Annotated in this window: 25 protein-coding genes; 8 read left to right on the top strand and 17 right to left on the bottom strand. The window is 58.3% G+C overall.

Annotated features, from left to right (window positions below; all coding sequences use genetic code 11):
• Positions 1–42: 42 nt before the first annotated feature.
• From CJU81_RS22150 to quiC, 5 genes are all read right to left on the bottom strand, one after another.
• Entirely contained in the window at positions 43–2,790 is a 2,748-nt protein-coding gene (locus CJU81_RS22150) for a TonB-dependent receptor (protein WP_095038260.1), read from the bottom strand.
• Between the two features lie 219 nt (positions 2,791–3,009).
• Complete coding sequence (locus CJU81_RS22145) at positions 3,010–4,008, bottom strand: FecR family protein (RefSeq protein ID WP_095038259.1); 999 nt, start codon at positions 4,006–4,008, stop codon at positions 3,010–3,012.
• A 95-nt stretch (positions 4,009–4,103) separates the two neighbouring features.
• A complete protein-coding gene (locus CJU81_RS22140) occupies positions 4,104–4,604 on the bottom strand; it encodes an RNA polymerase sigma factor (RefSeq protein ID WP_095038258.1) in 501 nt (166 codons plus the stop codon).
• Between the two features lie 103 nt (positions 4,605–4,707).
• Positions 4,708–5,385: a TetR/AcrR family transcriptional regulator gene (locus CJU81_RS22135; protein WP_095038257.1), complete on the bottom strand. Its 678-nt coding sequence runs from the start codon at positions 5,383–5,385 to the stop codon at positions 4,708–4,710.
• Positions 5,386–5,451: 66 nt separating this feature from the next.
• Positions 5,452–7,362, bottom strand: coding sequence for a 3-dehydroshikimate dehydratase QuiC (quiC, locus tag CJU81_RS22130; RefSeq protein ID WP_095038256.1), 1,911 nt, complete (start codon positions 7,360–7,362; stop codon positions 5,452–5,454).
• Positions 7,363–7,606: 244 nt separating this feature from the next.
• Between quiC and CJU81_RS22125 the strand changes: the two genes are divergently transcribed.
• Together CJU81_RS22125 and CJU81_RS22120 are read left to right on the top strand one after the other, a co-directional pair.
• Positions 7,607–8,935, top strand: coding sequence for an MFS transporter (locus CJU81_RS22125; RefSeq protein WP_095038255.1), 1,329 nt, complete (start codon positions 7,607–7,609; stop codon positions 8,933–8,935).
• Positions 8,936–8,958: 23 nt separating this feature from the next.
• Positions 8,959–9,852, top strand: a complete 894-nt coding sequence (locus CJU81_RS22120) for a DMT family transporter (RefSeq protein ID WP_095038254.1) — start codon at positions 8,959–8,961, stop codon at positions 9,850–9,852.
• A gap of 168 nt (positions 9,853–10,020) precedes the next feature.
• Here the strand turns inward: CJU81_RS22120 and pcaG are convergent, their stop codons facing one another.
• The 4 genes from pcaG to CJU81_RS22100 all read right to left on the bottom strand — a co-directional run bounded on the left by pcaG (position 10,021) and on the right by CJU81_RS22100 (position 13,438).
• Positions 10,021–10,626 (bottom strand): protocatechuate 3,4-dioxygenase subunit alpha, encoded by a 606-nt coding sequence (pcaG, locus tag CJU81_RS22115; RefSeq protein WP_095038253.1) that lies wholly within the window; start codon positions 10,624–10,626, stop codon positions 10,021–10,023.
• A gap of 11 nt (positions 10,627–10,637) precedes the next feature.
• Entirely contained in the window at positions 10,638–11,357 is a 720-nt protein-coding gene (gene pcaH, locus CJU81_RS22110; protein ID WP_016779340.1) for a protocatechuate 3,4-dioxygenase subunit beta, read from the bottom strand.
• 98 nt (positions 11,358–11,455) lie between these two features.
• Positions 11,456–12,385 carry a pca operon transcription factor PcaQ gene (pcaQ, locus tag CJU81_RS22105; protein ID WP_094999389.1) on the bottom strand — a complete coding sequence of 310 codons (930 nt, stop codon included), beginning with the start codon at positions 12,383–12,385 and terminating at the stop codon, positions 11,456–11,458.
• 24 nt (positions 12,386–12,409) lie between these two features.
• Positions 12,410–13,438 carry a PDDEXK nuclease domain-containing protein gene (locus CJU81_RS22100; RefSeq protein WP_254924912.1) on the bottom strand — a complete coding sequence of 343 codons (1,029 nt, stop codon included), beginning with the start codon at positions 13,436–13,438 and terminating at the stop codon, positions 12,410–12,412.
• Between the two features lie 233 nt (positions 13,439–13,671).
• Between CJU81_RS22100 and ypfJ the strand changes: the two genes are divergently transcribed.
• Positions 13,672–14,565, top strand: a complete 894-nt coding sequence (gene ypfJ / locus CJU81_RS22095; RefSeq protein WP_095038252.1) for a KPN_02809 family neutral zinc metallopeptidase — start codon at positions 13,672–13,674, stop codon at positions 14,563–14,565.
• A complete protein-coding gene (locus CJU81_RS22090; RefSeq protein ID WP_095038251.1) occupies positions 14,566–15,552 on the top strand; it encodes an alpha/beta hydrolase in 987 nt (328 codons plus the stop codon).
• A gap of 40 nt (positions 15,553–15,592) precedes the next feature.
• Here CJU81_RS22090 and CJU81_RS22085 read toward each other — a convergent pair whose 3' ends face one another.
• From CJU81_RS22085 to CJU81_RS22075, 3 genes are all read right to left on the bottom strand, one after another.
• A complete protein-coding gene (locus tag CJU81_RS22085) occupies positions 15,593–16,183 on the bottom strand; it encodes an HAD family hydrolase (RefSeq protein ID WP_095038250.1) in 591 nt (196 codons plus the stop codon).
• Positions 16,180–17,049, bottom strand: coding sequence for an acyl-CoA thioesterase II (tesB, locus tag CJU81_RS22080; RefSeq protein ID WP_095038249.1), 870 nt, complete (start codon positions 17,047–17,049; stop codon positions 16,180–16,182). The genes CJU81_RS22085 and tesB overlap by 4 nt, the downstream gene beginning before the upstream one ends.
• Before the next feature lie 84 nt (positions 17,050–17,133).
• On the bottom strand, positions 17,134–17,703 hold the full coding sequence (locus CJU81_RS22075) for a GNAT family N-acetyltransferase (protein ID WP_095038248.1): 570 nt from the start codon (positions 17,701–17,703) through the stop codon (positions 17,134–17,136).
• A gap of 91 nt (positions 17,704–17,794) precedes the next feature.
• Here CJU81_RS22075 and CJU81_RS22070 point away from each other — a divergent pair, with 91 nt between their 5' ends.
• Positions 17,795–18,715, top strand: a complete 921-nt coding sequence (locus tag CJU81_RS22070; protein WP_095038247.1) for a histone deacetylase family protein — start codon at positions 17,795–17,797, stop codon at positions 18,713–18,715.
• A 277-nt stretch (positions 18,716–18,992) separates the two neighbouring features.
• Entirely contained in the window at positions 18,993–20,234 is a 1,242-nt protein-coding gene (locus tag CJU81_RS22065; protein WP_095038246.1) for a TIGR03862 family flavoprotein, read from the top strand.
• Between the two features lie 72 nt (positions 20,235–20,306).
• On the opposite strand, the gene CJU81_RS22060 is transcribed toward CJU81_RS22065, so the two are convergent.
• From CJU81_RS22060 to CJU81_RS22040, 5 genes are all read right to left on the bottom strand, one after another.
• Positions 20,307–21,644 carry a DEAD/DEAH box helicase gene (locus CJU81_RS22060; RefSeq protein ID WP_094999397.1) on the bottom strand — a complete coding sequence of 446 codons (1,338 nt, stop codon included), beginning with the start codon at positions 21,642–21,644 and terminating at the stop codon, positions 20,307–20,309.
• A gap of 67 nt (positions 21,645–21,711) precedes the next feature.
• Complete coding sequence (gene yedA / locus CJU81_RS22055) at positions 21,712–22,602, bottom strand: drug/metabolite exporter YedA (protein WP_016779330.1); 891 nt, start codon at positions 22,600–22,602, stop codon at positions 21,712–21,714.
• Between the two features lie 229 nt (positions 22,603–22,831).
• The gene (locus CJU81_RS22050; RefSeq protein ID WP_095038245.1) at positions 22,832–23,443 is read right to left on the bottom strand and encodes a 3'-5' exonuclease; all 612 of its coding nucleotides are present in this window, start codon (positions 23,441–23,443) and stop codon (positions 22,832–22,834) included.
• A 28-nt stretch (positions 23,444–23,471) separates the two neighbouring features.
• The gene (locus CJU81_RS22045) at positions 23,472–23,948 is read right to left on the bottom strand and encodes an NYN domain-containing protein (RefSeq protein ID WP_094999400.1); all 477 of its coding nucleotides are present in this window, start codon (positions 23,946–23,948) and stop codon (positions 23,472–23,474) included.
• A 123-nt stretch (positions 23,949–24,071) separates the two neighbouring features.
• Positions 24,072–24,740, bottom strand: coding sequence for a DUF2076 domain-containing protein (locus CJU81_RS22040; protein ID WP_095038244.1), 669 nt, complete (start codon positions 24,738–24,740; stop codon positions 24,072–24,074).
• A gap of 175 nt (positions 24,741–24,915) precedes the next feature.
• Here CJU81_RS22040 and CJU81_RS22035 point away from each other — a divergent pair, with 175 nt between their 5' ends.
• Both CJU81_RS22035 and CJU81_RS22030 read left to right on the top strand, forming a co-directional pair.
• Complete coding sequence (locus CJU81_RS22035; RefSeq protein WP_095038243.1) at positions 24,916–25,575, top strand: YciC family protein; 660 nt, start codon at positions 24,916–24,918, stop codon at positions 25,573–25,575.
• Between the two features lie 90 nt (positions 25,576–25,665).
• On the top strand, positions 25,666–26,748 hold the full coding sequence (locus CJU81_RS22030; RefSeq protein ID WP_095038242.1) for an endonuclease/exonuclease/phosphatase family protein: 1,083 nt from the start codon (positions 25,666–25,668) through the stop codon (positions 26,746–26,748).
• The last annotated feature ends 103 nt before the right edge of the window (positions 26,749–26,851 follow it).

Below are 26,851 nucleotides of genomic sequence, written 5' to 3'. Positions count from 1 at the left end.
AGGCGGGAATGCCCAGTTTCGTGATTAGCATGCTCAGAAAAATTAACTGACTGTTGCACTTGTTCCTTGAGACCGCCCATCCCCCATGGCCACGAAGTACGCCTCATCGGTGGCATTCTCCAGCACCAAGGTGAGATTGATATCGTTAGTGGGCCAATAACTGGCATACAGGTCATACACACTGTATTTGGGCCAAGTGGCTTGCTCGATACTGTAATAGTTATGGGCATTCATATCGGCACCGTTGCCGCGACTGTAGCGCAAGCGAATACCCGTATCCAACCGTCGCTCCAGGAAGCGCGCACCAACTGTCAAGGAGCCCCGGTCGGCGGGCATATGCGCAGCGCTGCCCATAATGCCGCCACAGGCGACATTATTATTTCTTTTATCATCATCCAGATATTCAGACTCTCGCACCGGTCTAAAGCCCATCTTCCCATCAGGCCTTACATAACGCTCCAAGTAATTAACAAGCGTTTTTCCGCTTTTTTTTGCGCCACCCAGGTAGTAGTCATTGGCGCAAAAATCGTTGGTGCCAATCATATGGGTATAACTCAAGTTGGTATACATGCGCCCAATATCGTAATTGAGCTGATATTCAAGCCCCCTGAAGCGCGTATCATTCAAGTTATTAACGTATGCCAGATCACCAAAATTACCAATTGCAGACTCCGGCAAGCCAATACCGTATTGCATAAATGTGAAATTTTTGATGCGATTATCAAAGTAAGATACTTTCACGCCCAGCCGATCATTATTAAAAAATAACGACTCTTTGAAGATATTGAAGCCCACTTCCCAGTCTCTGGACTCTTCGGCCTTCAGGTAGGGGTTGGGGAATACCCGCTCTGGAGCATTACCGCCATGCGGTCGCCCTGTCATCAATACTTCGGTCACCGCCGGTGGGCGCCATCCCTTGCCCCAACGTGCATACAACTGAAGCCAGTCCACACCTGGCTTGATCGCAAGACCGAAGGTCGGTGAAAACTGGCCGCTCTCTTCGTCCAGGTCGTAGGTATCCTCGACACGCTTAGCCGGATTCAGATTAACCACCGGCACACCATTTTCATGGCGAATTATTTCTCTACGATAGATCGTCATTCCGGTCTTGCCCTCAAGACGATAACGGTCATAGCGCAAGCCACCATTGAGGGTCAGCCAGTCGTTGTAGTTGTACTCCAGATTACTGAACAGGCTGGCCATGGTGCGTTTGCCTGTCGGATTTGCGCCTTCAACATAGGGCGTGATTGTCTCGCTCAGGGCAGCAACTTTATCGGTCTTGGGCTTGAAGTTGTCCTGGTACATCTCCAAGCCATAATTCCAGGTTAAAAGACCGTAGGAATCGAAGTTGAAGCGTGAGGTGTTCTCGCCTTGCAGCCCCCAGGTATCGGTACGGAAGTAGTCCTTGTACGGGTCGTAGTTGTTCCTTACTTCGCTCGTCTGGTGCCCGGCGTTGGAACGCACCAGTTCCGTGGTGACGTAATACAGCTTGGCCTTGAAATCGATCAGTTCGTTGTCGGGATTAAAGCTGTAGTCCAGCCCGAAGTTGGCGGTGCCCAGATTGTTCTTGCTGTGGCGGACGTAGTCATAGTCCGTCTCGTTGTTGATCGCGTAGGTCCATGAATCATTGCTGTCGCTGTCGGTATTCAGATAGCTCAGTTGTACACGCTGATCATTGGGCAAGTTGAGGCCGAACTTGACCATCTGCGAGCGCGTCACGCTGCCTGCATCCCCCACCTCATTGTTCAGCCAGTTGTTCCAGGCTTCGCGGCGAGTTTTTTTGACGCGGATTTCATCCCCCAGGTTGTCAGCGTTTTGCCGGCCGCTACGGTAGTTGCCGAAGTGTCGTTCACTGTAGGCAAACAAGGCATCGCCAATGTCGTTTCCGATGGCGAATACTCCACCACCGTTGAAATAAGTACCGTTGCCCAATTCACCGATACCGCTACCTGCCCGGATACGTCCGCCGAACTCTTTGCCATCTTTCAAAAAATCACTGGCTTCGATGGTTTTAAAGGTGGCGATCCCCCCGAGTACTGCAGCACCGCCCATGCCCGACTGAGTGCCTTTATCGATTTCAATACTTGAGATCATCTGCGGATCGATCAGCATCACGCCGTTGCGATGCTGGTGACCATTGACGCTGAAGTCCTGGCGCATGCCATCAACGTTCATGTTGACCCGGCCATAGTCCTGAAGACCCCGGATATTGACCGACAAGCCTGGGTCGCGTTGGTCTACTGCGGTGTAGACACCGGGGGTTTCCTCCAGCATGTCGGCTGTGTGACGCGGGGCGCGCTTGTTGATTTGCTCGCTGGTAATCACGGACACCCCTTCAGGCGTCTGGTACACCCAATCCGCAGTATTACCCTCACTGGCCGTCACCGAGGTAGTGCCCAGGGCCAGGGCGCCGTTGTGTTCGCCGCTAACGCGGGTCAGGGTGATCTGCCGTTCGCCAGTAAAGCGGTACTCCACCGGATTGTTGCCCAGCAAGCGCGCCAGACCTTCCTGCACGCCAAGGTCACCGTTCAACGCTACGGAGTTCAGGCCGCGCAGCATCTGGCTGTCAAACAGCACTTGCAGGCCAGCCTGTTCGGCGAAGATCAGCACGGCCTTGTCCAGCGGCTGGGCCGGAATATGGAAGGCGATAAATTCTTGTTGAACGGCGTTGCTGACCTTGTCTGCGGCCTGCACCGGCATTTGCGCCGCCAACAGGGCGACAATCCCGACATGAACAGCAAAGGCTAACCGGCTTGCGGACTGCACCCCTTTGCGCTGAATACCCATCATTTTTATTTTCCCCAGGCTTACGAGCTGCTTTGCGAATGAATCTCAATAGCAAGACGTAACATGGGGGAAAAGTCAGTAAAGGTTTTTGCGATTAATTTGCAAAAGCGCTGGAGGGCCTTGTGGGAGCGGGCTTGCTCACGATAGCAACACTGCAGTCTGCCTGACACACCGCGCCGCCTGCATCGCAGGCAAACCAGCTCCCACAGGATGGGTGGTGGCTCAATACACCAGGCTCACGCCCGCCAGTTCGACGCGCTGCACCTGCAACTCCTGGGTTAGGGTGTGCAGGGCGCTGTCGAGCATTTCGAGGCGGAATACGCCGCTGACCTGTCGACTGGCCAGGGCCGGGTTGGCCAAGATGATCTGGCCGGGGCGATAGCGGTTGAGCTGTTCGATCACATGACCCAATGGCTGACGGTCAAATACCAGCACGCCACGGCGCCAGCTGGTGGCCGCGTTCAAATCAAAACCGGGGAGTTTTTCTACACCCTGCGCTGCGCTGTAGCGGGCGCTCTGGCCCTCCTCCAGGGTTTGCTGCGCCGCGCCTTTGGCCGGGGGCGCCTGCAGGCTGACCTCGACACTGTGTTGCAGCACGCCGACCCAAGCCCGGTCGCGGCTTTCGCGGCCCACCACAAACTGCGTGCCCAGCGCCCGGGTGCGCCCGCCCGCACTTTGCACCACAAAAGGTCGGGTTTCGGCTTCACTCATCGGGGCGACATCAAACACCGCCGAACCCGCCAGCAGGCTGATGCGCCTCTCGCCAGTGTCGTAGTCGATGCTGATGGCACTGGAAGCATCCAACTGCACCGAACTGCCGTCATCGAGCTGAACCGTGCGGATTTCTCCCGCACCTGTGCGGTAGTCGGCCTGCATCTGTATCAGCAACGTCGGGCCGCTAAACCAGCCGACAGCCAGCACCAGCGACAGCACTGCCGCACGCCCGGCCCAGCGCAACGGCCGCCGACGGCGGGTCACTGGCGCGGGTTGGGCTTCTGCTGGTCGCTGGCGATGGGCTACAGGTCGCGGCTCAAGTGCCAAATCTCCCAGCGCTGCCCAGGTCTGCTCGGCAAAGCGCAAGGCCTCTGGATGGCGCTTATCGGCCGCGAGCCACTGCTCCAGCTGCGCCTGCGCCTCCTCGCTCAATGCACCCGCGTGCAGACGCACCGCCCACTCGGCGGCCGCTTCAGTAATGCTCTGCTGTTCGGGGCCTTGGCTCATCAGGTGTGAATCTCTATTTCTCGTTATATATAAGCAGTGACGTCTCGCCGGCTAAAACTCAGTAAGCCGTTCATCTACATATTTGAAAGTTATTTCTAGGGCTCTTGTAGGCGCTGCATGACGTAAGCCAAGGCTTTCGACAGATGCTTCTGTACTGAGCTGTCGGAAATTTCAAGATGGCGGGCAACCTGGGCGTGGGTCATGCCCTCGATGCGGTTGAGACGGAAGATTTCCTGTGTGCGTTCGGGCAATTCGGACAATGCCTGCTTTAGAGCCATGCGCTGTTGTTCAGCCATCGCCTGGGCCTCCAGCCCTGCCATTTCGTCTTCGATTTCGGCCAGCGCTTCATGGGGGACCGTATCGGTCTTGCGCCGGGTTTCCTGGCGAATGTGATCGACCAGCAAGTTGCCGGCAATGCGGTACAGATAACCGGGGGTGTTGTCGATTTGCTCTTTGCGGCCACGCTCGGCCATGCGCAGAAAACTTTCCTGCACCAGGTCCGCGGCCAGCTGTGGGTCTCGCACCTTGCGTGCCAGATACCCACGCAGGGTACTGGCATGCTTGAGGAACAAGCCCTTGAGATCCATATCCAACAAACCGACTCCCTGAGCATGAAGGAAAGGGGCCGCTATCTTACTTTTTGTCGAGAATGATTTTCAATTGGTATTGTGTTTCATTAGTACAAAGTGTGTCGCCTGCTCAGGCCTGCAAATAGCGCAACACGGCATCACACATCATGTCGCGCTGACGCTGCTTGACCTGCAGATCGGAGAAGTCGACCTGGAAAATTTCACCCAGGGTGTAGCGATTCGATACGCGGTAAAAACAGAATGAGCTGACCAGCAAATGCACATCCAGCGGGTTGAGCCCGGCACGGAACACCTGTTGTTCGACGCCGCGCTGCAGGATATTTTCAAGTGCCTGCACAATCGTATCGTTCATGGCCTTGATGCCTTCCGAACGCTTGATGTATTCACCCTTGTGGATATTTTCGATGCTGACAATACGCACAAAATCCGCGTTCATGTCGTGGTGATCGAAGGTGAACTCCACCAGCCGCTGAATAGCCTCCACCGGTTCAAGCTGGTCCAGATTCAAGCAGCTTTCGATGCTGCGAATCTCGCCGTAAAGTTTCTCCAGCACCTCGACGTAGAGCTGCTCCTTGCTGGTGAAGTAGTAATAGATCATGCGCTTCGAGGTCTTGGTGCGCTCTGCTATAGCGTCCACCCGCGCACCCGACAACCCTTGCTCGACGAACTCGACAATGGCTTCTTGCAGGATGTTTTCGCGGGTTTTCTCTGGGTTGTTCTTACGGCTCTTGCGCGGTTCGACTACCGGTACCGTGGCGCCGGTGTCGACTTCTTGGGTCTTGGTCATAAAGGCTCACGGCCATTTTGGGTTGCCCGGGATTATGGGCTGCCCTGCTCTGTGAAGGAAGTCGCCTTACAGCTTTGCCTGACGCGCCGCACCACTGCGCGACTTGGCCATGGCTGCCAGACGTACGGCTACGTTGGCCGCGCCATAGCCGGCATAGCCATTTTTGCGTTGCAGCAGTTCGAAGAAGAATCGCCCTTCAAACGCTTCGGTGTACACATGAAACAGCTCGCCGCCCTGGGCATCACGGTCATACAGCACATTGAAATAGGCCAGCTTGCTCAGAAATTCATCATCGAAATCGAAGCGTGCGGCCAGATCGTCATAGTAGTTAAGCGGGATATCCAGCAGCGGCACGCCCGCGGCCTTGGCGCGGCTGACTTCGGCAAAGAGGTCATCGCACTCGAAGGCAATGTGATGCACGCCCGAGCCGCGATAACTCGACAAGGCATGTGAGATGGCGGTGTTTCTGTTTTCGGAAATATTCAGTGGCAAGCGAATCGAGCTGCAACGGCTACGCAGCGCGCGGCTCTTTACCAGGCCATAGGGGTCGGGGAGCACCACTTCGTCATCGGCTTCGAAATCCAGCAGGCTTTTATAGAACAGTACCCAGCTGTCGAGGCTGTCGGCGGGTAATGCCATCGCCATATGATCGATGCGTTTAAGGCCGCCCTGGGGTAAAGGGGCTGACGTGAGGTTGAAGTCAGACTCATACAACGGCTTGCCGGTTGCGTCTTTGTCCACCAGATAAATCAGGCTGCCATCAGGCGCACGTACTGCCGCCAGTTCCAGCTCGTTGGGGCCGACCAGCCCGCGATAGGGCTGGCCCTTGTAGGCTACGGCACGGGCCAGTGCGCTGGCGCTGTCCTGCACCCGAATCGCGGTGGCACATAACGACGGACCGTGGGCCTCAAAAAAGTTATGGGCAAAAGAATAGGGTTCGGCGTTAAGAATCAGGTTGATATCACCTTGGCGCAGCAAACTCACATTTTTTGAGCGGTGCTGCCCCGCCTTGCTGAAACCCAGGCGCTCGAGCCAGTGAGTCAGTTGCGCGCCCTGGCTTTCATCCACGGCAAATTCGAGAAACTCGATGCCGTCGTACGGGCTGGCGGCAGGCGGCGCGAACAACGGTTCCAGGGTCGCGACCGGGGCATTTTGCAGGGCAAGCCGCTCGCGGGTTTTCTCTTCCAGATACAGCAACGAACGCAAGCCATCGGCCGCATTGGCGCGGGGCGGAGCGGCGCGAAAACCGTCGTTGAAGATCTCCAGCGACAGGGGCCCGGTGTAGCCACTTTGTACGATCGGTGCCAAAAACCCTGGCAGATCAAATTCGCCCTGCCCCGGGAAACAACGAAAATGTCGACTCCACTCCAGCACATCCATGGCCAGAATCGGTGCATCGGCCATCTGTACAAAGAAGATCTTGTCCCCCGGAATCTGCGCAATGGCACTCGGGTCCCCCTTGAGCGAAAGGGTGTGGAAGCTGTCGAGCAATACGCCCAGATTCGGGTGATCGATCTCGCGCACCAGGTCCCAGACCTGTTGCCAGGTGTTTACGTGACGGCCCCATGCCAGCGCTTCGTAACCAATACGCAGGTTACGCGCCCCGGCACGCTCAGCAAGCAGGCTCAGGTCATCGAGCAGAATCTGCCGGTCACCTGTGGAGTCAGACGCGGCATTGCTGCACACCAGCACCAGATCGGTGCCCAGTTCCTGCATCAGGTCGAACTTGCGTTCGGCGCGGTCCAGGTTGCGGGCAAGGCGGTCACGACGGCAACCTTCAAAGTCACGAAACGGCTGGAACAGGCTGATTTCCAACCCCAGGTCGGTGCATATCTGACGGACTTCACGGGGGCTGCCGTCGTAATACAGCAGGTCGTTTTCAAAGATTTCGACCCCGTCAAAACCTGCCGCCGCAATGGCGTCGAGCTTCTCCGGCAGGGTGCCGCTCAAGGAAACCGTGGCGATCGAACGCTTCATTTATAACTCCCAGGATTGGCGCAGCCTGCAGGCGACGGCATTTCTTAATGGCTTGATTATTAAGGGCGCCCTATTATTGAGCAACCAATCTGTACCAACCGGTTAGTTTTGCGTGCGATTATCGAACAATATGGCCTATCTTGAATTGACGACTTTTTGTCCACTCGCCACCATCAAGCCCGTACTCCTTGCGTCACTTGTTGTGCAACACCACATAAAAATTCCAAGAAACGGGTAAACATCCATGGTCCCTTCTCCGACTGCACGCACCACTTCTGCCCACGCTCCAGGCGCAGGAATCGGTGACAAGATTCGCGGCACCCTGGCGACTGGCAAAACCCGTTGGGGCATGCTCGCACTGGTGTTCTTCGCCACCACCCTCAACTTTATCGACCGCGCGGCCCTGGGCGTGATGCAGCCGATCCTGGCCAAGGAGATGAGCTGGACGGCGATGGATTACGCCAACATCAACTTCTGGTTTCAGGTGGGCTATGCCATTGGCTTCGTGCTGCAAGGCCGCCTGATCGACCGGGTCGGGGTCAAGCGCGTGTTTTTCTGCGCCGTGTTGCTGTGGAGTCTGGCCACCGGCGCCCATGGCCTGGCCACTTCGGCGGTGGGCTTTATGATCTGCCGCTTTATCCTCGGCATCACCGAAGCTGCCAATTACCCGGCCTGCGTAAAAACCACACGCCTGTGGTTCCCGGCCAGCGAGCGGGCCGTGGCCAGCGGCATCTTCAACGCCGGCACCAACGTGGGCGCCATGTTCACGCCGATGATGTTGCCGCTGGTGCTGCATGTGTGGGGCTGGCAGGCGGCCTTTTTGTGCATGGCGGCACTGGGCGGTATCTGGCTGATCTTCTGGGGTTTGAAGTACTACAACCCGGAAGAGCACCCTACCGTTAGCAAGGCGGAGCTGGACTATATCCAGCAAGAGAAAGAGCCTGAGCAAACCACCGTCTCGTTCGGCACCATCCTCAAGATGCGCGGCACCTGGGCCTTCGCCTTGTCCTACGCCATGACGGCTCCGGTGTTCTGGTTCTACCTGTACTGGCTACCACCGTTCCTGAATCAGCAATACAACCTGGGCATCAGCGTGACGCAAATGGGCATTCCGTTGATCATCATCTACATCACTGCCGACTTTGGCAGTGTGGGCGGCGGGATCCTGTCTTCGGTACTGATCAAGCGCGGCATGGCGGCAGTCAAGGCGCGCCTGGTGTCGATGCTGTTGTGTGCCATCAGCATCATCGGCGTGGTGATGGCCGCAGGCTCCAGCGAACTGTGGGTCGCCGTGGGCGCCATTGCCCTGGCCCTGGGTGCGCACCAGGCCTGGACGGCCAACGTGTGGAGCATGGTGATGGATTACACACCCAAGCACATGATGGGCACCGTGTTCGGCTTTGGCGGCATGTGCGCCGCAATCGGCGGGATGTTTATGACCCAGTTTGTAGGTTATGTGCTGACGGTCACCAACAATAACTACACCTTGCTGTTCACCATGATTCCAGCGATGTACTTCATTGCGTTAGTGTGGATGTACTTCATGGCACCGCGAAAAATCCCGCAGGTTTAGCGCATAGAACAACGAGGTATTCGATGACATTACCCACACCCCTTTCGGGGGTGAACCACCCCTTGAAGGGCATCTTGCTGATTGTGACGGCCACAGCGCTGTTCTCCAGCCACGATGCGCTGTCCAAGTACCTCAGTGGTTTTTACCCGGTGGTGATGGTGGTGTGGGCACGTTACCTGGTGCATACCGTACTGATGGCGGGGATTTTTCTGCCACAGTCGGGTTTGCGTGTACTGCGCAGCAAGCGGCCTTTACTTCAGGTGTTGCGGGCTATCTGCCTGCTGGGCTCGGGGCTGTTTTTCACCTACGGTTTGCTGTTTATCCCGCTGGCTGAAAATACCGCGGTCAACTTCCTGGCACCGCTGCTGGTGGCAGCATTGTCCGGGCCGTTGCTGGGCGAGACGGTAACGCGCGGGCAATGGCTGGCCGTGGTATGCGGGTTTATCGGGGTGGTGATCATTATCCACCCCGGGGGCGAACTGTTTACGCCTGCGGTGCTATTGCCGATGGCGGCGGCGTTGTGTTTTAGCTGCTATCAAATCCTCACGCGCAAACTCAGCGCGTACGACAGCCCCACCACCAGCAATTTTTTTGCCGGGTTGTTCAACGTATTGGTGATGAGCGCGCTGGTGCCGTTTTTCTGGCAAACGCCAACCTTGACCCACGGCCTGCAGATGCTGGCATTGGGCACCCTGGGCATGACGGCACACCTGCTGCTGACCCAGTCGTTTCGAGTGGCAGCACCGGCATTGCTGGCGCCATTCAGCTATTGCCAGATCGTGTTTTCGGGGATATTGGGCTGGTTGCTTTTTGACCACACACCGGATCTGGCCAGCCGGGTCGGTATTGCGATCATCTGCGCCAGCGGGTTGGCGGCGGCGTGGCAACAGCGGCGCGGCCGCACACAAGTCACGTAGTCGCTGCCGAGGTACGAAGGCTGCGATCGAGCGCGAAGCGGTCGTATATCGGTGAACGCGTTATTACCTGAAAAACCGCGTTCTCTGAGTTTACGACCGCTTCGCGCTCGATCGCAGCCTCGCTGCGCTCCTCAGCGGCTACAAGGTTTGCGCTGGTGTCTCAGGCGCTTAAAAGTCGAAGAACACCGTCTCCCCTTCGCCCTGAATGCGGATATCAAACCGGTAGGCCGTTTTACCATCGACTTCGCAACGCTGGGCGATCAGGGTTTCGCGCCGCTGCGGCTGCTCGATCAGGTTGAGCACCGGGCACTTGGCATTGGCTTCTGGCTCATCGCTGAAGTACAGCCGCGTTTGCAAATGGATGTTGATACCGCGGGCAAACAGCGACACGTTGATATGCGGCGCCATCGGCACGCTAGCTGCGTTGTTCACCACGCCCGGCTTGATGGTATTGAGTGTCCACTCACCTGCATCGAAGGTGGTGGCGGTGCGGCCAAAGCTGTTGAAAGCTTTTTCCGAGTCGAAATTTTCGTCATAGACCCCTTTATGGTCGGCTTGCCAAAGCTCCAGAAAAGAGTCGCGCACCAGGTGGCCATTACCGTCATAAACGTTGCCAAACAGCACAATATGCTCGCCCTCGGCATCGGGCCTGGCCATTTCACTCCAGATTTCCTCAGGACGCGACGGGTTGCCGGCCGCAGCCAGCGCCAGGCCGATATGCACGTAGGGGCCAGCCGTTTGCGATGGGGTTTCGGGTAGCAGTTCGATAGGCATGACGAGGCTCCTCAGCAGTTTTCGAAGTGAGTCTGGCGCTGACCGCGCAGCACAATGTCAAAACGATAGGCCAGACAATCCATCGGATTGGCCGCGCCCATGTCCAACCGGGCAATCAGGCTTTGCACGGCATCGGCGTTGGTAATCGATTTGACGATCGGGCACATGGGGATCATCGGATCACCTTCGAAGTACAGCTGGGTAATCAGGCGCGTGGCAATCGAGGGGCCACTGATGGAGACGTGGATATGCGCCGGACGCCAGTCATTAGGCCCGTTACGCCAAGGGTAGGGCCCTGGCTTGACAGTGCGAAAGCTGTAATAACCTTCACTGTCGGTCAGGGTGCGGCCCACGCCGCCGAAGTTTGGGTCCAGCGGCGCCAGGTAGCGGTCGTTCTTGTGACGATAGCGGCCGCCTGCGTTGGCCTGCCAGATTTCCACCAAGGTATGTGGAATTGGCTTGCCGTATTGATCGCGCACGCGACCTGCCAGGATGATTCGCTCGCCTATCGGCAAACCGCCATTGTTGAAATTCAGCAGCAGGTCGTTGTCGAATTTGCCAAATTTCAGATGGGAAAAGTCAGGCCCGCTGGTTTCGCTGACCGATTGTGGAATGCTCACCAGCGCCTGGCGCGGGGAACGGGCAATGGAAGTCTTGTAGTCAGGGGTCAAGGCTTTCGGGTGCCAGTTGCGGTCACGGATGATAAAGCGCCGGCTGTCTGCATCAGACATGTCGATCTCCTGTTGTTTTTATAAAGGCTGGGAGCCAGTTTTAACCAACAGGGGCGCAACGACTATTGAAAAGGCCAGGCCTATCCATAACCAAATGGTTATGGATAAATTCCTTCGCCGTAAGCTTGGCCCAATTCACGCAAAACCTCGACACACCCTTGCGCTGCCACCGACATTGGCACATGGGCGTTGCTGCAAATACCGATCGAACCGCCCGGCTCACGCTGGCCCAGGTCGATCTCTTGCAGCTCGCCACTGGCCAGGTCCAGGCGCACGGCATCCAGCGGGGCGATCCACACCGCATCGTTGCGCAGCACATAACGCCGGCTGAGGGTGATCGACAGGGTTTCCAGGCGCTGGCGGGACTGGCTGATGCCGCACTGCACAAACAGGCTGTCGGCAAAGGTGCGAATGGTGGTGTTGGCCAATGGCAAAACCAGCGGGTAGTTTTCCAGTTGACTACGGTCCAGCGGTCCCCGGATCAGGGGGTGATCTGCGCGCACCACCAGGGTCATGGATTCGCTGTAGAGATGCTCAAAATTCATACCCTGAATTTCCGGGCTATCGGTCATGCGCCCCACTACCAAATCGACATCGCCTACCCGCAACTGCGATAACAGATAGGCGCTGGGCCCGGTCACCACGCTCACCACCAGCGACGAATGCCTGGCGTGCAGGCGCTGCACCAACTCGGGTATCAGCAGGCTTTCTACCGTCGACAACACCCCCAGACGCACCGTGCCGCCCACGTATTCGCCACCCCGCAGGGCGTTCACGCCTTCACGCAAGGCCTGCACCGAAGGTGTCGCATAACGCAGAAAGGCAACCCCGGCCTCAGTCAGGGTGACCCCGCTTTTACTGCGCACAAACAGGCTGACGGTCAATAACTCCTCAAGCTCCTTGAGGGTTTTTGACATCGCCGGCTGGCTTACCGCCAGCACATCCGCCGCCCGCGCCAGACTGCCCTGGCGCGCCATCTCCAGAAAGCACACGAGATGTCGGTACTTGATACGGGTATCGATATTCACAGGGTTAACAACTCCGGGGCGGGGTCACGCATCATCAACGGGAACGTTCTGCAGATAAAACTCGTGCAGCTTGGCTTGCAATAACTTCTTGTCCGGCAGCCTGGTCTGATACTCAGCGATCAAAGCGGGAGACAGCGAGCGGTTAAGCGCGTATTCAACCACTTCATCGTCTTTGCTGGCACACAGTAAAACACCGATTGCCGGGTTTTCGTGAGCCTTGCGGTGGCCCTGATCCAGGGCTTCGAGGTAGAAGTTGAGCTTGCCCAGGTGTTCGGGTTCGAAGCGACCCACTTTTAACTCAATCGCTACCAGACAGTTCAAGCCACGATGAAACAGAAGCAGGTCTATAGAAAAATCCCTGGCGCCTACCTGCAATGGAAACTCTGAGCCAACGAAGCAAAAATCATGGCCCAGCTCGGTCAGAAACTCCTTTAACCGCCCGAGCAATCCTTGATGCAGCCCCGACTCACTGTGACCTTTGGAGAGCTGCAAGAACTCAATGTAATAAGCGTCTTTGAATACGTCCGCCACGCCCGCAACACGTTCCTGCAATGCGGGTGAAAGTCTGGCCGGACGAATTACCATCCGCTCAAACAACGCGCTCTCCAATTGACGATTCAACTCGCGACTCGACCACTTTTGAGCAATCGCATTACGCATGTAAAACTCTCGTTCTGCCAGTGATTTACATTGGCTCAAGAGCATCAGATGGTGAGTCCACGGCATTTGTGTCAGCAGCGCTGACACAAAGTTTTCATCCTCTTTATACGTTTCATAAAACTGGCGCATACGGAACAAATTTCGACGAGTGAACCCCCGTAGACCCGGTTGGGTGTTGGCAATGTGATTGGCCAACTGCTCGACTACAGAATCTCCCCATTCAGCCCGCTCCATCTTTTGGCTGATATAAGCACCCACTTGCCAGTAGAGTCCGATCAACTGCGTGTTCACAGCAAGAGCTGCATTTTGTTGGGCTTTCTTGATCAATTGCACCACAGGGTCAAACCCGGTGACGAGAGGCTGCTCTGCTGCATTTGAAGAGTTTGTGCTCACTGCGACCTCGATAAAACATGAGACGTTGAGGTGCACAGACTACGTACCGCCTATTGCGCCGTCAGTCAGCCCCAGCCCACAAAAAGCCGATACGTTGTGTAGCCCTAAACAGCAAACCCTAACCCCCAGTGCCATACTCCCTCCCCCCTACCAAGAAGCGTCTGACAGCCGGTCTGGCGTAGCCTCGACTCAGCAACAACACTTGTGACCATGACTTATCAGAGGATTCCCCCATGCTTTGGAAAAAAGGCCGACGTAGCGATAACGTCGAAGACGTCCGCGATCAAAGCACCGGCGGTGGCGGCGGAATGCGGATTGGCGGCGGCAAGGGTCTGAGCCTGATGGCTGTAGTGCTGATTGTCGGCTTCGGCTTGTTAACCGGGCAGGACCCCATGCAGATCCTCGGACAGTTAAGCGGCCAGCTCACCGATCAATCCTCCCCTCAAGTCACCCAGCCCGCTGGTCGCGCACCGGCGGCCAATGACGAGCAGGCCGATTTTGTGCGGGCGATACTGGGCGACACCGAAGACACCTGGCGCCAAGTGTTTCAGCAAGCCGGGCGTAGCTATAAAGACCCGACCCTGGTGCTGTTTCGCGGCCAGATCAATTCGGCCTGCGGCTTTGCAACAGCTGCCAGCGGACCGTTTTATTGCCCGGCCGACCAGAAGGTCTATCTGGATATGAGTTTCTTCCAGGAAATGGCTCAGCGCTTCAAGGCTGCTGGCGATTTTGCCCAGGCCTATGTAATCGCCCACGAGGTTGGCCATCATGTGCAGACCTTGCTGGGTGTGTCGTCGAAAATGCAGATGGCCCGTCAACAGGGCAAACGCATGGAAGGCGATGGCGGCTTGCTGGTGCGTCAGGAGTTGCAGGCCGACTGCCTGGCCGGGGTCTGGGCCAACCTGGCGCAAAAACGTCACAATTGGCTGGAAGCGGGCGATATAGAATCGGCCTTGAACGCCGCCAATGCCATTGGCGATGATCGTTTGCAGCAACAAAGCCAAGGCCGTGTGATGCCGGACTCCTTTACCCACGGTACATCGGCACAACGTGTGAAGTGGTTCAAGACCGGCTTTGCACAGGGCAATATCAATCAGTGCGACACCTTCTCGGCAGCGAGGTTGTAAATGGCGATACGTTCACTCGCGCCCGCGCTGGGCCTGTTACTGGCGTGCTCGGCCGTTCAGGCAGCCGAACATGGTGTTAAAGAACTCAGCCCTGACCATTTGAAGATCGGCCCCGGCGAGTTGAGTGTCGGGGTCAGTCAGGACTGGCAACAACCACTGCCACAGGTGCAGCGCGCATTGATTGTGATTCATGGCCGCCTGCGCAATGCCCAGACCTATTTGCACAGCGCCGAGCAAGCCGCGACGCAGGCCGGACAGTTATCCACAACCCTGATCGTCGCGCCGCAGTTTCTCAATGACACTGATGGCACGCGCCACGCGCTGCCTGACAGCGTGTTGCGCTGGCATGCCAATGACTGGATGGCCGGTGCCCCGGCGCTGAGCCCGGCGTCGCTGAGTTCTTATGCGGCACTGGATGAAATCCTTGAGCGGCTCGATGACCGCAAACGCTTCCCGAACTTGCGCGAGGTGGTGGTCGCCGGGCACTCCGGGGGCGCCCAGGTGGTGCAGCGCTATGCCCTGACCACTCAAGCCGACAAGGCCTTGCTGGCAGATGGGATCAAGGTGCGCTATGTAATCGCCAACCCTTCGTCTTATGCCTACTTCAATGCCCAGCGGCCGATTCCGACTTTTGATGCAGCGAACTGCCCGGGCTTCAATACCTGGAAGTACGGGCTTAAGGAGCTTCCTGCCTACGCTCAAGGGAAAAAACACCGACAGTTGGAGCAGGCTTATATCGAGCGTGATATCACCTATCTATTAGGAGCCAAGGACACCGACCCCAATCACCCGGCGCTGGATAAAAGTTGTGAGGCCGAGGCACAGGGAGCGTTCAGGCTGGAGCGCGGCAAGAACTACTTCGAATACCTGACCCAGCGCCATCCGCAGGGGCTCAACCAGCGGCTGGTTGAAGTGCCCGGGGTCGGGCACAACGGCGATCAGATGTTTACTTCGCCTGAAGGGCAAAAGGCGCTGTTTGGCAGGTAGGCAGTGCTCATCGCGACCTAGAACCTGTGGGAGCCGTCCGTTAACCGAGCAACTGCCGCAGCTCGTAGCAGTCTTTGGCGTGCCAGTCGGTCAGTTCCGGCCACGGGTTTTCAGGGACATTGACCAGCACGGTTTTGCTGCCTGCCGCGCGACCACACGCCAGGTCAAAGTAGTAATCCCCCACCATCACCATGTTCGCCGCTGCTACATCCCATGCCCGCGCCAGTTGCAGCAGGCCGTCCGGGTCGGGTTTGTGCGCAGCGTTATCGCGGCCCAGTACATCCTCTGGCGCAAAGCACTCGCCCAGGCCAATGGCCTTGAGGGTGATATGCGCCAGTTCCTGGGCATTACGGGTCAGAATGCCCAGGCGACAACCACGGGCCGCCAAGTCGCGCACCAGCTCAACCGCGCCCGGCGCGGCAATTGAGGCCTGCGCCAGTTCACGTTCGTGCTCCAGCAGCCAGGCGTGCTTGGCCGCCGCCACCTCGGCAGGCAAGCCATTGAGGTGGGTGAGGATATCGGCATCTGCCGGGATCTCCAGCTCACGGCGGATCAGGGCAAAGTCATGCACGGCGACGGTCAGCGTGCCGTCCATGTCAAAAACCCAGTGTTGGACGTCTTTGAGTGTCATGCCCAGTCCTTGCGATGGCGAATCAGGCCTTCCTGCGTAACTGACGCAACCAGCTGGCCTGCGCGGTTGTAGACACTGCCACGGGAGAACCCGCGCGAATTGCCTGCCCACGGGCTGTCCATGGCATAGAGCAACCAGTCATCGGCACGCAGGTCGGCATGGAACCACAGTGCGTGATCAAGGCTGGCAACCTGCATGTCCTTTTGCCATACGCCTTTGCCGTGGGGCAGCAACGAGGTGGTCAGCAAGCCGAAGTCCGAGGCATAGGCCAGCAGGTATTTATGCAGCGCCGGGGTGTCGGGCAAGCTGCCATCGGTACGAAACCACACATATTTGATCGGGTCAGCGACCTTGGGGTTAAACGGGTCCTCACCCACCACCGGACGAAACTCGATGGGCTTGGCGCACAGCAGTTTTTCCCGCATCGACTCGGGAATCAGGTCCGCGCGCTGGCGAATCATGTCCAGTTCCGAAGGCAGATTCTCAGGGCCTACTACGTCAGGCATAGTCGTCTGATGTTCAAAACCGCCTTCATCGTACTGAAACGAAGCGCTGCTGGTAAAAATCGGCTGACCCTTCTGGATTGCGGTCACCCGGCGCGTGCTGAAGCTGCCGCCATCACGCACGCGGTCGACCTGATACACCACAGGCAAACTGGCATCGCCCGGGCGCAGGAAATAGCCGTGCATGGAATGCACATGGCGGGCGTCTTCAACCGTCTGGCTCATGGCCGACAGCGATTGGCCGAGCACCTGACCACCGAACAACTGGCGAAAGCCCAAGTCCTGACTGCTGCCGCGAAAGAGGTTCTCTTCGATCGGTTCCAGGGTCAGCAAATTGACCAGATCATCCAACACTTGGCTCATTCAGATTCTCCTCACACAGAGCATTACCGTCGTAATCTTCGTTACGCAGGTCAAAATTTGCGGCTTGCGCCGTTAAACACACGCCTAGCCGTGCAGGGTTTCCAGCCACTGTGCCCGCGTGATGCGGTACAGCACATGGGGCCTGAGCGGGTCGCCTTCGGGCAGCAAGGGGTGTTCGAAATCACCGTCCACATCGTGTTGCATGCCAATGGCCTGCATGACTTTCTGCGAAGGCAGGTTCAGTCGGCTGGTAAACGACACCACCTGATCCAGCGCCAGACGATCAAAGGCGCAGCGCAGCGCTGCCCAGGCAGCCTCACTGGCGTAACCCAGGCCCCAATGTTCGGGGGCCAGGCGCCAGGCAATTTCAACCGCCGGGGTAAACGGTGCCTCGAATGACACATTCATCAGCCCGGTAAAGCCGATAAAGGCGCCGGTGTCCTTGCGCTCCAGTGCCCACACCCCGTAGCCATATTCGGCAAAATGACCACGAATCCGGCCAATCAGCGCAGCGCTTTCGAGCCGGCTCAGGGGCGCGGGAAAATAGCGCATCACCTGGGGGTCGGCGCACATGGCAGCGAACTCGGGCAAGTCTGTGTCACGCCAGGGGCGCAAGTGCAAACGGGCACTTTCGAGCTCTTTGATCTGCTCCATCGGTTCTCTCCGATTTGTTTCCGGGCTTTGCGTATGTCGCCAGTGTACAGCGCTGTTAATATCCAGCGCTCGTTACGACGCGAAAATCCCTATGCCTGTACCGCTGATTTACCACGATGACTACAGCCCAGAGTTCCCGGCAGATCACCGATTTCCGATGGACAAGTTCCGCCTGTTGCGCGATCACCTGGTCGAATCCGGGCTGACCCTGGATGCCCAGTTACTGCGTCCCGAGCTGTGCCCTGTGGATATCCTCGCTCTGGCTCATGACCCGGACTATATCGAGCGCTATATGGCTGGCGAACTGGCCCGCGAAGATCAGCGCCGGCTGGGCCTGCCCTGGAGCGAGGCGCTGGCACGACGCACCGTGCGGGCCGTAGGCGGCTCGCTGCTGGCCGCCGAGAAGGCGCTGGAACATGGCCTGGCCTGTCATTTGGCGGGCGGTACCCATCACGCGCACTACGATCACCCGGCGGGTTTTTGCATCTTCAACGATCTGGCGATTATCAGTCGCTATATGCTGGAAAGCGGCCGGGTCAACCGGGTGCTTATTTTTGACTGCGATGTGCATCAGGGCGATGGTACTGCACGAATTCTTGAACACACACCGGATGCCATTACCGTTTCCCTGCACTGCGAAAAGAACTTTCCGGCGCGCAAAGCACAAAGTGACTGGGATATCGGCCTGCCTATGGGTATGGGCGATGGCGAATATTTGCAAGTGGTGGACGAGGCGCTCAATTACCTGCTGCCGTTGTATCAGCCGGATCTGGTGTTGTACGACGCCGGAGTGGATGTGCACAAAGACGATGCGCTGGGTTATTTGAAGCTCACCGACGCTGGCGTGGCCGCCCGTGACGAGAGCGTGATGCGCCACTGCCTGGGTCGCGACATACCGGTGGTCGGGGTGATTGGCGGCGGATACAGCAAGGATCGCAAGGCCCTGGCGCGCCGCCACGGGATATTGCATCACAGTGCACAGAAGGTCTGGCTGTCATCGGGTTGTTACTAAGGTGTGATTTTTACCCACAATGCCTGTGGAACTGCCTGTGGATAACCTGAGTGAAAGCGCCTGCAGGCCACAGAGCATATGGCCTTCAGAAGGCTGTATGTTTTTCGTACAAACGCAATATCTGTAGTCGCTGACGAGGTACGAGGCTGCGAGAAGGACCCCGGGGGCTTCAGAATTATGGTCCAGCTTCACAGTCCATCGCAGCCTCGTACCTCGTCAGCGACTACAGGGTTTGGGGTAGAATGCCCGGCCTATTTCGCCGATTTGCAGCCCTGCCATGACTGAACCCTCCACGCTCCCTTCCCGTCACGTCGCCATTATTGGCGGTGGCCCCGCCGGATTGATGGCCGCCGAAGTGTTGAGTCAGGCTGGGGTGAAGGTCGATCTGTACGATGGCATGCCGTCGGTGGGCCGCAAGTTTTTGCTGGCCGGGGTCGGCGGCATGAATATCACCCATTCCGAAGCCTACCCCGCCTTCCTGTCGCGCTACGCCGAACGCGCACCGCAGATGGCACCGTTACTGCGCGCCTTCGATGCCGATGCGTTGTGCCAGTGGATTCATGAGTTGGGTATCGAAACCTTTGTCGGCAGCTCTGGCCGGGTGTTCCCCACCGATATGAAAGCCGCGCCGCTGCTGCGCGCCTGGCTCAAGCGCCTGCGCGAGTCGGGTGTAGTTATCCACACCCGCCACCGCTGGCTGGGTTGGCAAGCCGATGGCCAGTTGCTCGTGGACAGCCCCGAAGGCCAAAAGCAGCTCAAGCCCGACGCGGTGCTGCTGGCCCTGGGCGGTGGCAGTTGGGCGCGTCTGGGCTCGGATGGCGCCTGGATGCCATTGCTGGCCGAGCGCGGCGTCGACCTGGCGCCCTTGCAGCCGAGCAATTGCGGGTTTGATGTAGCCGGTTGGAGTGAGGTGCTGCGCAGCAAATTCGCTGGCGCCCCGCTGAAAAACATCGCCATCGCCCTGGAGCACAGCTCACCGCGCTTGGGCGAATGCGTCATTACCGCCAGCGGGATTGAAGGCAGTTTGATTTACGCCTGGTCGGCACCGATTCGCGAGGCAATCAACCAACATGGCGAAGCGACCATCCTGATCGACCTGTTGCCGGGCAAGCCTGTGGATAAAGTCGCGGCCGCCCTGGCCAAGCCTCGCGGCTCACGCTCGATGAGCAAGCACTTGCACAGCCAGTTGGGGATTGATGGCGTGAAAGCCGCATTGTTGCGCGAGTTAGCGCCAGCGGAACATTTCAACGACCCGGCGCTATTGGCCAAGGCCATCAAGGCGTTGCCCCTGGAACTGATCAAGGCCCGCCCGCTGGACGAAGCCATCAGCAGCGCCGGTGGGGTGAAGTTTGAGGCGGTGGATGAAAACCTGATGCTTAAAGCGTTGCCGGGAGTGTTTTGTGCGGGCGAGATGCTTGATTGGGAAGCCCCCACCGGTGGCTACCTGCTCACAGGCTGTTTTGCCAGTGGCCGGGCTGCCGGGCTGGGGGTTTTGAGCTGGCTGAAGGCTAAACGTTGACTGTCCCTGTAGGAGCGAGCCTGCTCGCGAAGGCTCGCTCCAACAGTTGAAGTTTTTTAGTCTCGACCGGGCTTAAGGCTTGCGCTTGCGCGGGCCAGTGTTGAATACCGGCACTTTGCGTACAGGCTTGACCGACGGTTCGGCTGGGGCCGCTTCGCCGCTATCCACCCACTTGCCCAGGTTACGCTTGCCGCCACCGCCCGAGGTTTTCGGTTTTTTCGGCTTCTTCGGCTTTTTGATCACCTGACCCGACGCATCGGTCTCGGGCACGCGATGCTCAGGCTCGAAATCCTGCTCTTCATGACGCGGCAAAGTCTGACGGGTCAACATCTCGATCGCCGACAGCATGTTCACTTCATCAGCACAGACCAGCGAAATGGCTTCGCCCTTCTGACCGGCACGGCCGGTGCGACCGATACGGTGAATGTAGTCTTCAGCCACGATTGGCAGGTCGAAGTTGACCACCAGCGGCAGGTCTTCGATGTCCAGACCACGGGCAGCCACATCGGTAGCCACCAGGATCTGCACTTCGCTGGCCTTGAAGCGGTCCAGCGCCCGTTGGCGCGTGGCCTGTGGCTTGTCGCCATGAATGCCGTCAGCGTTGATCCCCAGACCTTGCAGCTTGCCTACCAGTTCATCGACACCATTGCGGGTCTTGGCGAACACCAGGACCTGCTTCCAGTGCTGGGTGCGCAACAAGTGCAAAAACAGCTCGGCCTTGCGCTTTTTGTCGACCGGGATGACCCACTGCTTGACGCTGCTGGCCGCCACGTTTCGAGGGCTGACTTCGATGCTCAGCGGGTTGTCGAGCATCTGCTCGGCCAACAGGCGGATCGCGTCAGAAAAGGTCGCCGAGAACAGCAGGGTCTGGCGCTTTTTCGGCAGGGCGCGGTAGATATCACGCAGCTCTTCGGAGAAGCCCAGGTCGAGCATGCGGTCGGCTTCGTCGAGGATCAGGGTTTGCAGCTGGTTGAACTTGATCGCCTTCTGGCGATACAGGTCCAGCAGACGGCCCGGCGTTGCCACCAGCACATCAACGCCTTTGCGCATTTTCATCATTTGCGGGTTGATGCTGACACCGCCATACACCGCATAGGTGCTCAACGGCAGGTGTTCAGCGTACTGGCGGATGCTCTCGTGAACCTGTTCGGCCAGTTCGCGGGTCGGTACCAGCACCAGTGCACGCACCGAGTTGCTGGCCACTTTCGGGCCTTCCATGGTCAGCGACTGCAACAACGGCAGGGCGAAACCGCCGGTTTTGCCGGTACCGGTCTGGGCCGCAGCCATCAGGTCGCGACCAGCCAGTACTGCGGGAATCGCTTGGGCCTGAACCGGGGTTGGGGTCTTGTAGCCGAGCGTCTCAAGGGCGCGCAGCAAGGGTTCGATCAGGCCAAGGGTGGCGAATGTCATGGGGATACCGTCGAAATAGGTCAGCGCGTGGGTGCATAAGTTGCAATGGAGCGCAGTTTACCCTAATTCAGGCCGGTTTCTGCTTGCGCCACTGCGGCAAACCGATCAACACCACGGCGCTGATGATGACCGCCATGGCCAGGCACTCCTCAAAACCGATGCTCTCACCCGCAAAGGCAATCCCCAGCATGACCGCCACGGCCGGGTTGACGTAGGCATAGCTGGTGGCCGCTGCAGGACGCACGTTTTTAAGCAGGTACATATAGGCGCTGAAGGCGATGATCGAGCCGAAGAACACCAGATACAGCAAGGCGCCCCAGCCTGCGGCGGTGGGCATTTGGGTCATGCGTTCGCCACTGAGCAGGCTGCCCGCCAGCAACACGGCGCCCGCAGTGAGCATTTCCGCAGCACTGGCCATTGGCCCAGCAGGCAGTGGCAGGTGACGACTCCATACCGAGCCGAAAGCCCAGGCCGCAGCGGCAAAAATCACCATCGCCGCGCCTGCCGGGCTGGCCTGCAGGTTGGACCCCAGGTTGAGCATACCGATGCCGATCAGCCCCAGGACAATCCCGGCCCATTCCAGGCGGGTGTTTCGGTTGCCCCAAAAGTAGCCGAACAGCAAGGTGAACAGGGGCACGGTGGCTACGGCCAGGGCGGCGACGCCGGAGGCAACGCCCGAGTGTTCGGCCAGGGTCACGCCGCCGTTGCCGCACGCCAGCAACAGAAAGCCAATCATGGCCGCCGAACGCCATTGCACGGCGGTGGGGGCCGGAGCTCCGCGCCAGCGCATGAAGCCGTACATCAAACTGCCCGCTATCAGGAAGCGCACGCCGGCCATCATCAACGGAGGCCAGGACTCAATACCGATGCGGATGGCCAGATAGGTCGAGCCCCAAATGATGTACAAGGCAAAAAAAGCACCGATCAGTTGTAGCGGAAAACGACGTGCGGCAGGCATGTAGGCAGCTCAAGGGCAGAGGCAGGGGACTCGGGAGTTTAGACAGGGCGTCGGGAAATAATAAGTAACAGAATGCACCAAAAGGGGCCGTACACTTTTATAAAAAAATCAAAAGCCCCTCACCCTAGCCCTCTCCCAAAGGGAGAGGGGACTGACTGGTGGTGTTCTTGAGGTCGCGTGCGGTCAAGCCCCCTCTCCCTCTGGGAGAGGGTTGGGGTGAGGGTAGCGCTTAAAACCCGCGATAACGCTTGAGATGCTCATTGATCTTCGCCGCCGGGACTTTCTGCAAGCTGCACAGCAGGTCATGGTTCAACTCACGCAACCCGTGCTGGCGGCGCAACTGCTCAGCCAGATACGCCGTCAGGTTGGCCGCCATTTCAGCATCGGCCATGGCCCGGTGAGCTTTACCTGTGTTGGGCAAGTCAGCAAACGTGGTCAGGGTGCCTAGCTTGTGGTTGGGCGCTGCCGGCATCAGGCGTCGCGCCAGCAGCAAGGAACAGGCGAAATTCTGCAAACGGGTGCGCTTGATACGACCCATTTCGAAATCCCAGAATTTTTGGTCAAACGCGGCATTGTGCGCCAGCAACGGGGTGATACCGACGAATTCGTTGACCTCGTTCATCACCTGTTCAGCCGAGGGCGCAGTGCGCAACATGGCGTTGCTGATGCCGGTCAACTGCTCGATAAACCCCGGTACACGCACACCGGCATTCATCAGGCTCTGGTAACGCTCGACAATGCGCCCCTGCTCAAGAATCACCACGGCAATTTCGGTGGCCCGGCAAGTGCTGCTCGGGGAGATGCCGGTGGTTTCAAAGTCAATTACCGCGATGCGTTCCAAACCTGGTCAATCCTGTAAAAAATGAGGGTTACTTAAGCAGCAAATTGCCTTCAATCGGCACATAGCGGCTGGCAGCGCGAATCAATGAGTTGGCCGTCAGGCCGGGCACGCCGTAGGCCACGGTTTCAACCCCATGCTTGCTGGCTATGCGCTCCAGCAGCAGGTCGAAATCACCGTCTCCCGAGGCCAGCACCACCTCGTCGACATTGGCTGCCGAGTCCATGATATCGATGGTGATGCCCACGTCCCAGTCGCCCTTGGCCGAACCATCACTGCGCTGGATATAGGGTTTGAGTTTTACGATAAAACCGAGGTTGCGCAGGATCTGCTGAAACTGCTGCTGCTTGCTGTCACCCCGGTCAATCGCATAGGCGTAGGCCTCAACGATTTCGCCGCGCTTGCTGATATCAGCCCACAGGGCGGCGTAATTGAAATGGCAGCCATAGGCCTGGCGAACCGTGTAATAAAGGTTCTGCACATCCGCGAAGACCGCAATTTTTTTCACCGGCAAACCTCATGACGCCCGGCAAGCGGGCACGCGACTGAAAACAAGGTCGCAGTATGCCAGCCTGTCGGGGGTTTGCGCGGATAAACCGCCCGGCGTGCAATCAGGCGCCGGGCGACGGGATCAAACGTAGGAGTCGTCGTCAGAAAAGAAGCCATCATCGTCCAGACCGACGTCTTCAATGCCCGAGCCGCTGTTGGCGTATTGCTGGTTGCCGCTGCCCCAGCCACTGTCGCTGACAGGAACCGGTTGTTCGATGATTTCTTCGACCACCTGCGGCGGCTGATTGTGATGGAACAGGCTGCTGATGCCCTGCGCCAGCATCACCCCACCCGCCACGCCCGCAACCGTTTTGAGGGCGCCACCCAGAAAGCCGCCACCCAGCGCCGGAGCTGGCGCCGGTTGCGGGGCTGGTGCCGCTTGCGCAGGCGCTGCCACCGGGCCATCACGCCAGCCGCCGGTGCTCGGAGGGGGGCTGGCGGCCGGCGCGGCAGCAGGAGCACTGCCACCAAAAAGCCCTGACAAAAAGCTGCTGCCCGTTGGCGCAGCGGCCGGGGTAGCCCTGGCCTGCGCCAACTCGGCCTGCAGTTGCTTGTTTTGCTGGTCGAGTTGCTTGAGTGCAGCCTCTTGCACCAGTAGCGCCTGGGTCATGTAATACGACGCCGCGGGCTGACGGGCCATATGCTCATTGATCCGCGCCTGCGCCTGGGCATCGCGTGGGGCAGATCCTGCTTCGGCTTGCTGCAACCGTGTAAACAACCCGTCAATCAGCGTTTGCTCTTCGTTGTTCATGACAACCTCTTTCGATTGCAGATAAAAACCTGCCCCTTGCATAACGCAGAAGCTCAAACGCGTTATTGGGGCAATACAACCCGTTTCAACAGCAACAGGCCTGCGTGAACTTTTGTTCATCTTGGCGTTTCATCGGTTAAAGTGGCGCACCGCTTTTAACTGCTGACAACTGCCAATGAATCCGCTGACTGTTATTCGCGACTCCCTGTACTTCTTCCAGCGCAACCTGAGCCAGATCGTGACGTTGTGCCTGCCACTGGTCATCCTGGAGGCGGTGTTACAGCACATCGTTGACGATGCAGTAGGCCCGGATGCTTCGCCCGGTTATGGCCTGGTTGTCGGGCTACTGCTGTACCCGCTGTACACCGCCGCCCTGATCCTGTTTCTGGATGCCCGCAGCCGTGGAGAAAGCCCGCGCAACCGCGAGCTGCTGGCGCTGGCAATCAGCCTGTGGCCCAAATTCGCACTGCTCTCGGCAATCAGTACGTTGCTGATCGTGTTGGGGCTGTCGATGTTTTTTATCCCGGGCATTTTCCTGACCGTGGTGCTCGCCTTCTCCGAGTACCGTCTGGTATTGCGTGGTGATGCGCCGCTGGCGGCGATGAAGTCGAGTTTCACCCTGACCCGCGGGCATTTCTGGCGAATTTTTGTTTGCATCCTGGCCGTGCTGGGACCGTTGATGCTGCTCAAGGAGTTCAGTTACTCGCTGTTCTCCAAAGACGACAACACCCTGCTCTCACTGGCGCTCGACAGTGCCAACAGCTTCTTGCAGTTATTTGTCTCTGTAGTCCTGTTCCGTCTATTCATGTTAATCAGCGATAAGTCCGATCAATAAAAACGAAGCGCTCCTACAACAAGAATCTTGGGGTGTCGCGCTGCCGTCAGGTATGTTCGACCACTCCCTGTAACATCATAAGCCGAGCCCATGCCACGTTTCTTGCGCCGCACCCTGTCTGGTTTGCTGCTGATCTCAGCATTGCTGGCTTGCCTGATTTATAGCGTCACATGGCGACCTGATGCCAGAGAGGTGCTGGCCTTCAGTTGCCCGATCACGGCCCCGGTACTGATGCCCGGTCAGGCGCTAAAGGTGATGACGTGGAACATCCAGTACCTGGCCGGCAAGCGCTATGTGTTCTGGTACAACCTGGCCGACGGCAGCGGCCCTGATATCCGCCCCACCCTTGAAGACATGGCCTTCAGCCTTGATGAGGTAGCGCGGGTCATCCGCGACGAGCGCCCTGACCTTGTGCTGCTGCAGGAAGTCGACGACAACGCCAAGGCAAGTGGGTATCAAGACCAGCTCGCCCTGCTCCAGGAACGCCTGATAGACCTCTACCCCTGCAGCACCCAGGCCTTTACCTGGAAAGCCGACTTTGTGCCCGACTGGCATATTTTCGGCAGCGTCGGGCGCTCTCTCGTCACCCTTAGCCGCTTCCAGATCGAACACGCAGAACGCCTGCAATTGCCCCAGGCCGATGCCAACTTTATCAGCCGCCAGTTCCAGCCCAGGCCTGCACTGCTGGTCAACTACCTGCCGCTGAACGACGGCGGGCAACTGGCGGCAATCAATACACAACTGGATGCGCCCTCCGCCAACAACAGCAACCTGAGCCTGCAAATGCAGACCGTCGCCGCACTGGCCGACAAACTCGAAAGCCAGGGCACGCCGTGGTTGATCGGCGGGGACTTCAACCTGCTGCCCATCGGCCAGTATTTGCGCCTGCCCGTGCCATTGCGCCAGGGCTACTCGGAAGACAGCGAGCTGCACCTGCTCTGGGAAAAGTACCCCATGATCCCCAGCAACCCTGAAGCCACCGGCATCGACCGCGAGCTGTGGCTGACCCACTTCCCCAACCACCCCGACGCCAACGAGCCCGACCGCACGCTCGACTACCTGTTCCACAGCCCCAAGCTGCAACGCATTGAAGGCTATGTGCGCCAGGAAGACACCCAGACCATTTCGGACCACCTGCCGGTGCTGGGGCGATTGCTGCTGCCTGCTGACTGACCCGCTTCTGCCCTGCCCCGGCGGGCCTGAAGTTGCAACCTTGCCCGCCCCCATATAGGGCATACGGTTACAAAACCGGGCACAAAGGTAACAAGTAACATCC

This window comes from Pseudomonas fragi (assembly GCF_002269505.1).
GTDB classification, from domain to species: Bacteria; Pseudomonadota; Gammaproteobacteria; order Pseudomonadales; family Pseudomonadaceae; genus Aquipseudomonas; species Aquipseudomonas fragi_D.
This window is presented reverse-complemented; position numbering and strand designations above follow the sequence as displayed.

Coding starts and splice junctions, on each gene's coding strand:
- CJU81_RS22030 (WP_095038242.1), top strand. CDS start 25,666: ATGCCACGTTTCTTGCGCCGCACCCTGTCTGGTTTGCTGCTGATCTCA.
- pcaG (WP_095038253.1), bottom strand. CDS start 10,626: ATGCCTATCGAACTGCTACCCGAAACCCCATCGCAAACGGCTGGCCCC.
- CJU81_RS22070 (WP_095038247.1), top strand. CDS start 17,795: ATGCCTGTACCGCTGATTTACCACGATGACTACAGCCCAGAGTTCCCG.
- quiC (WP_095038256.1), bottom strand. CDS start 7,362: ATGAAGCGTTCGATCGCCACGGTTTCCTTGAGCGGCACCCTGCCGGAG.
- CJU81_RS22040 (WP_095038244.1), bottom strand. CDS start 24,740: ATGAACAACGAAGAGCAAACGCTGATTGACGGGTTGTTTACACGGTTG.
- tesB (WP_095038249.1), bottom strand. CDS start 17,049: ATGAGCCAAGTGTTGGATGATCTGGTCAATTTGCTGACCCTGGAACCG.
- CJU81_RS22135 (WP_095038257.1), bottom strand. CDS start 5,385: ATGACCAAGACCCAAGAAGTCGACACCGGCGCCACGGTACCGGTAGTC.
- ypfJ (WP_095038252.1), top strand. CDS start 13,672: ATGCTTTGGAAAAAAGGCCGACGTAGCGATAACGTCGAAGACGTCCGC.
- CJU81_RS22120 (WP_095038254.1), top strand. CDS start 8,959: ATGACATTACCCACACCCCTTTCGGGGGTGAACCACCCCTTGAAGGGC.
- CJU81_RS22145 (WP_095038259.1), bottom strand. CDS start 4,008: ATGAGCCAAGGCCCCGAACAGCAGAGCATTACTGAAGCGGCCGCCGAG.
- CJU81_RS22150 (WP_095038260.1), bottom strand. CDS start 2,790: ATGATGGGTATTCAGCGCAAAGGGGTGCAGTCCGCAAGCCGGTTAGCC.
- yedA (WP_016779330.1), bottom strand. CDS start 22,602: ATGCCTGCCGCACGTCGTTTTCCGCTACAACTGATCGGTGCTTTTTTT.
- CJU81_RS22085 (WP_095038250.1), bottom strand. CDS start 16,183: ATGACACTCAAAGACGTCCAACACTGGGTTTTTGACATGGACGGCACG.
- CJU81_RS22065 (WP_095038246.1), top strand. CDS start 18,993: ATGACTGAACCCTCCACGCTCCCTTCCCGTCACGTCGCCATTATTGGC.
- CJU81_RS22060 (WP_094999397.1), bottom strand. CDS start 21,644: ATGACATTCGCCACCCTTGGCCTGATCGAACCCTTGCTGCGCGCCCTT.
- CJU81_RS22075 (WP_095038248.1), bottom strand. CDS start 17,703: ATGGAGCAGATCAAAGAGCTCGAAAGTGCCCGTTTGCACTTGCGCCCC.
- CJU81_RS22090 (WP_095038251.1), top strand. CDS start 14,566: ATGGCGATACGTTCACTCGCGCCCGCGCTGGGCCTGTTACTGGCGTGC.
- pcaH (WP_016779340.1), bottom strand. CDS start 11,357: ATGTCTGATGCAGACAGCCGGCGCTTTATCATCCGTGACCGCAACTGG.
- CJU81_RS22035 (WP_095038243.1), top strand. CDS start 24,916: ATGAATCCGCTGACTGTTATTCGCGACTCCCTGTACTTCTTCCAGCGC.
- CJU81_RS22125 (WP_095038255.1), top strand. CDS start 7,607: ATGGTCCCTTCTCCGACTGCACGCACCACTTCTGCCCACGCTCCAGGC.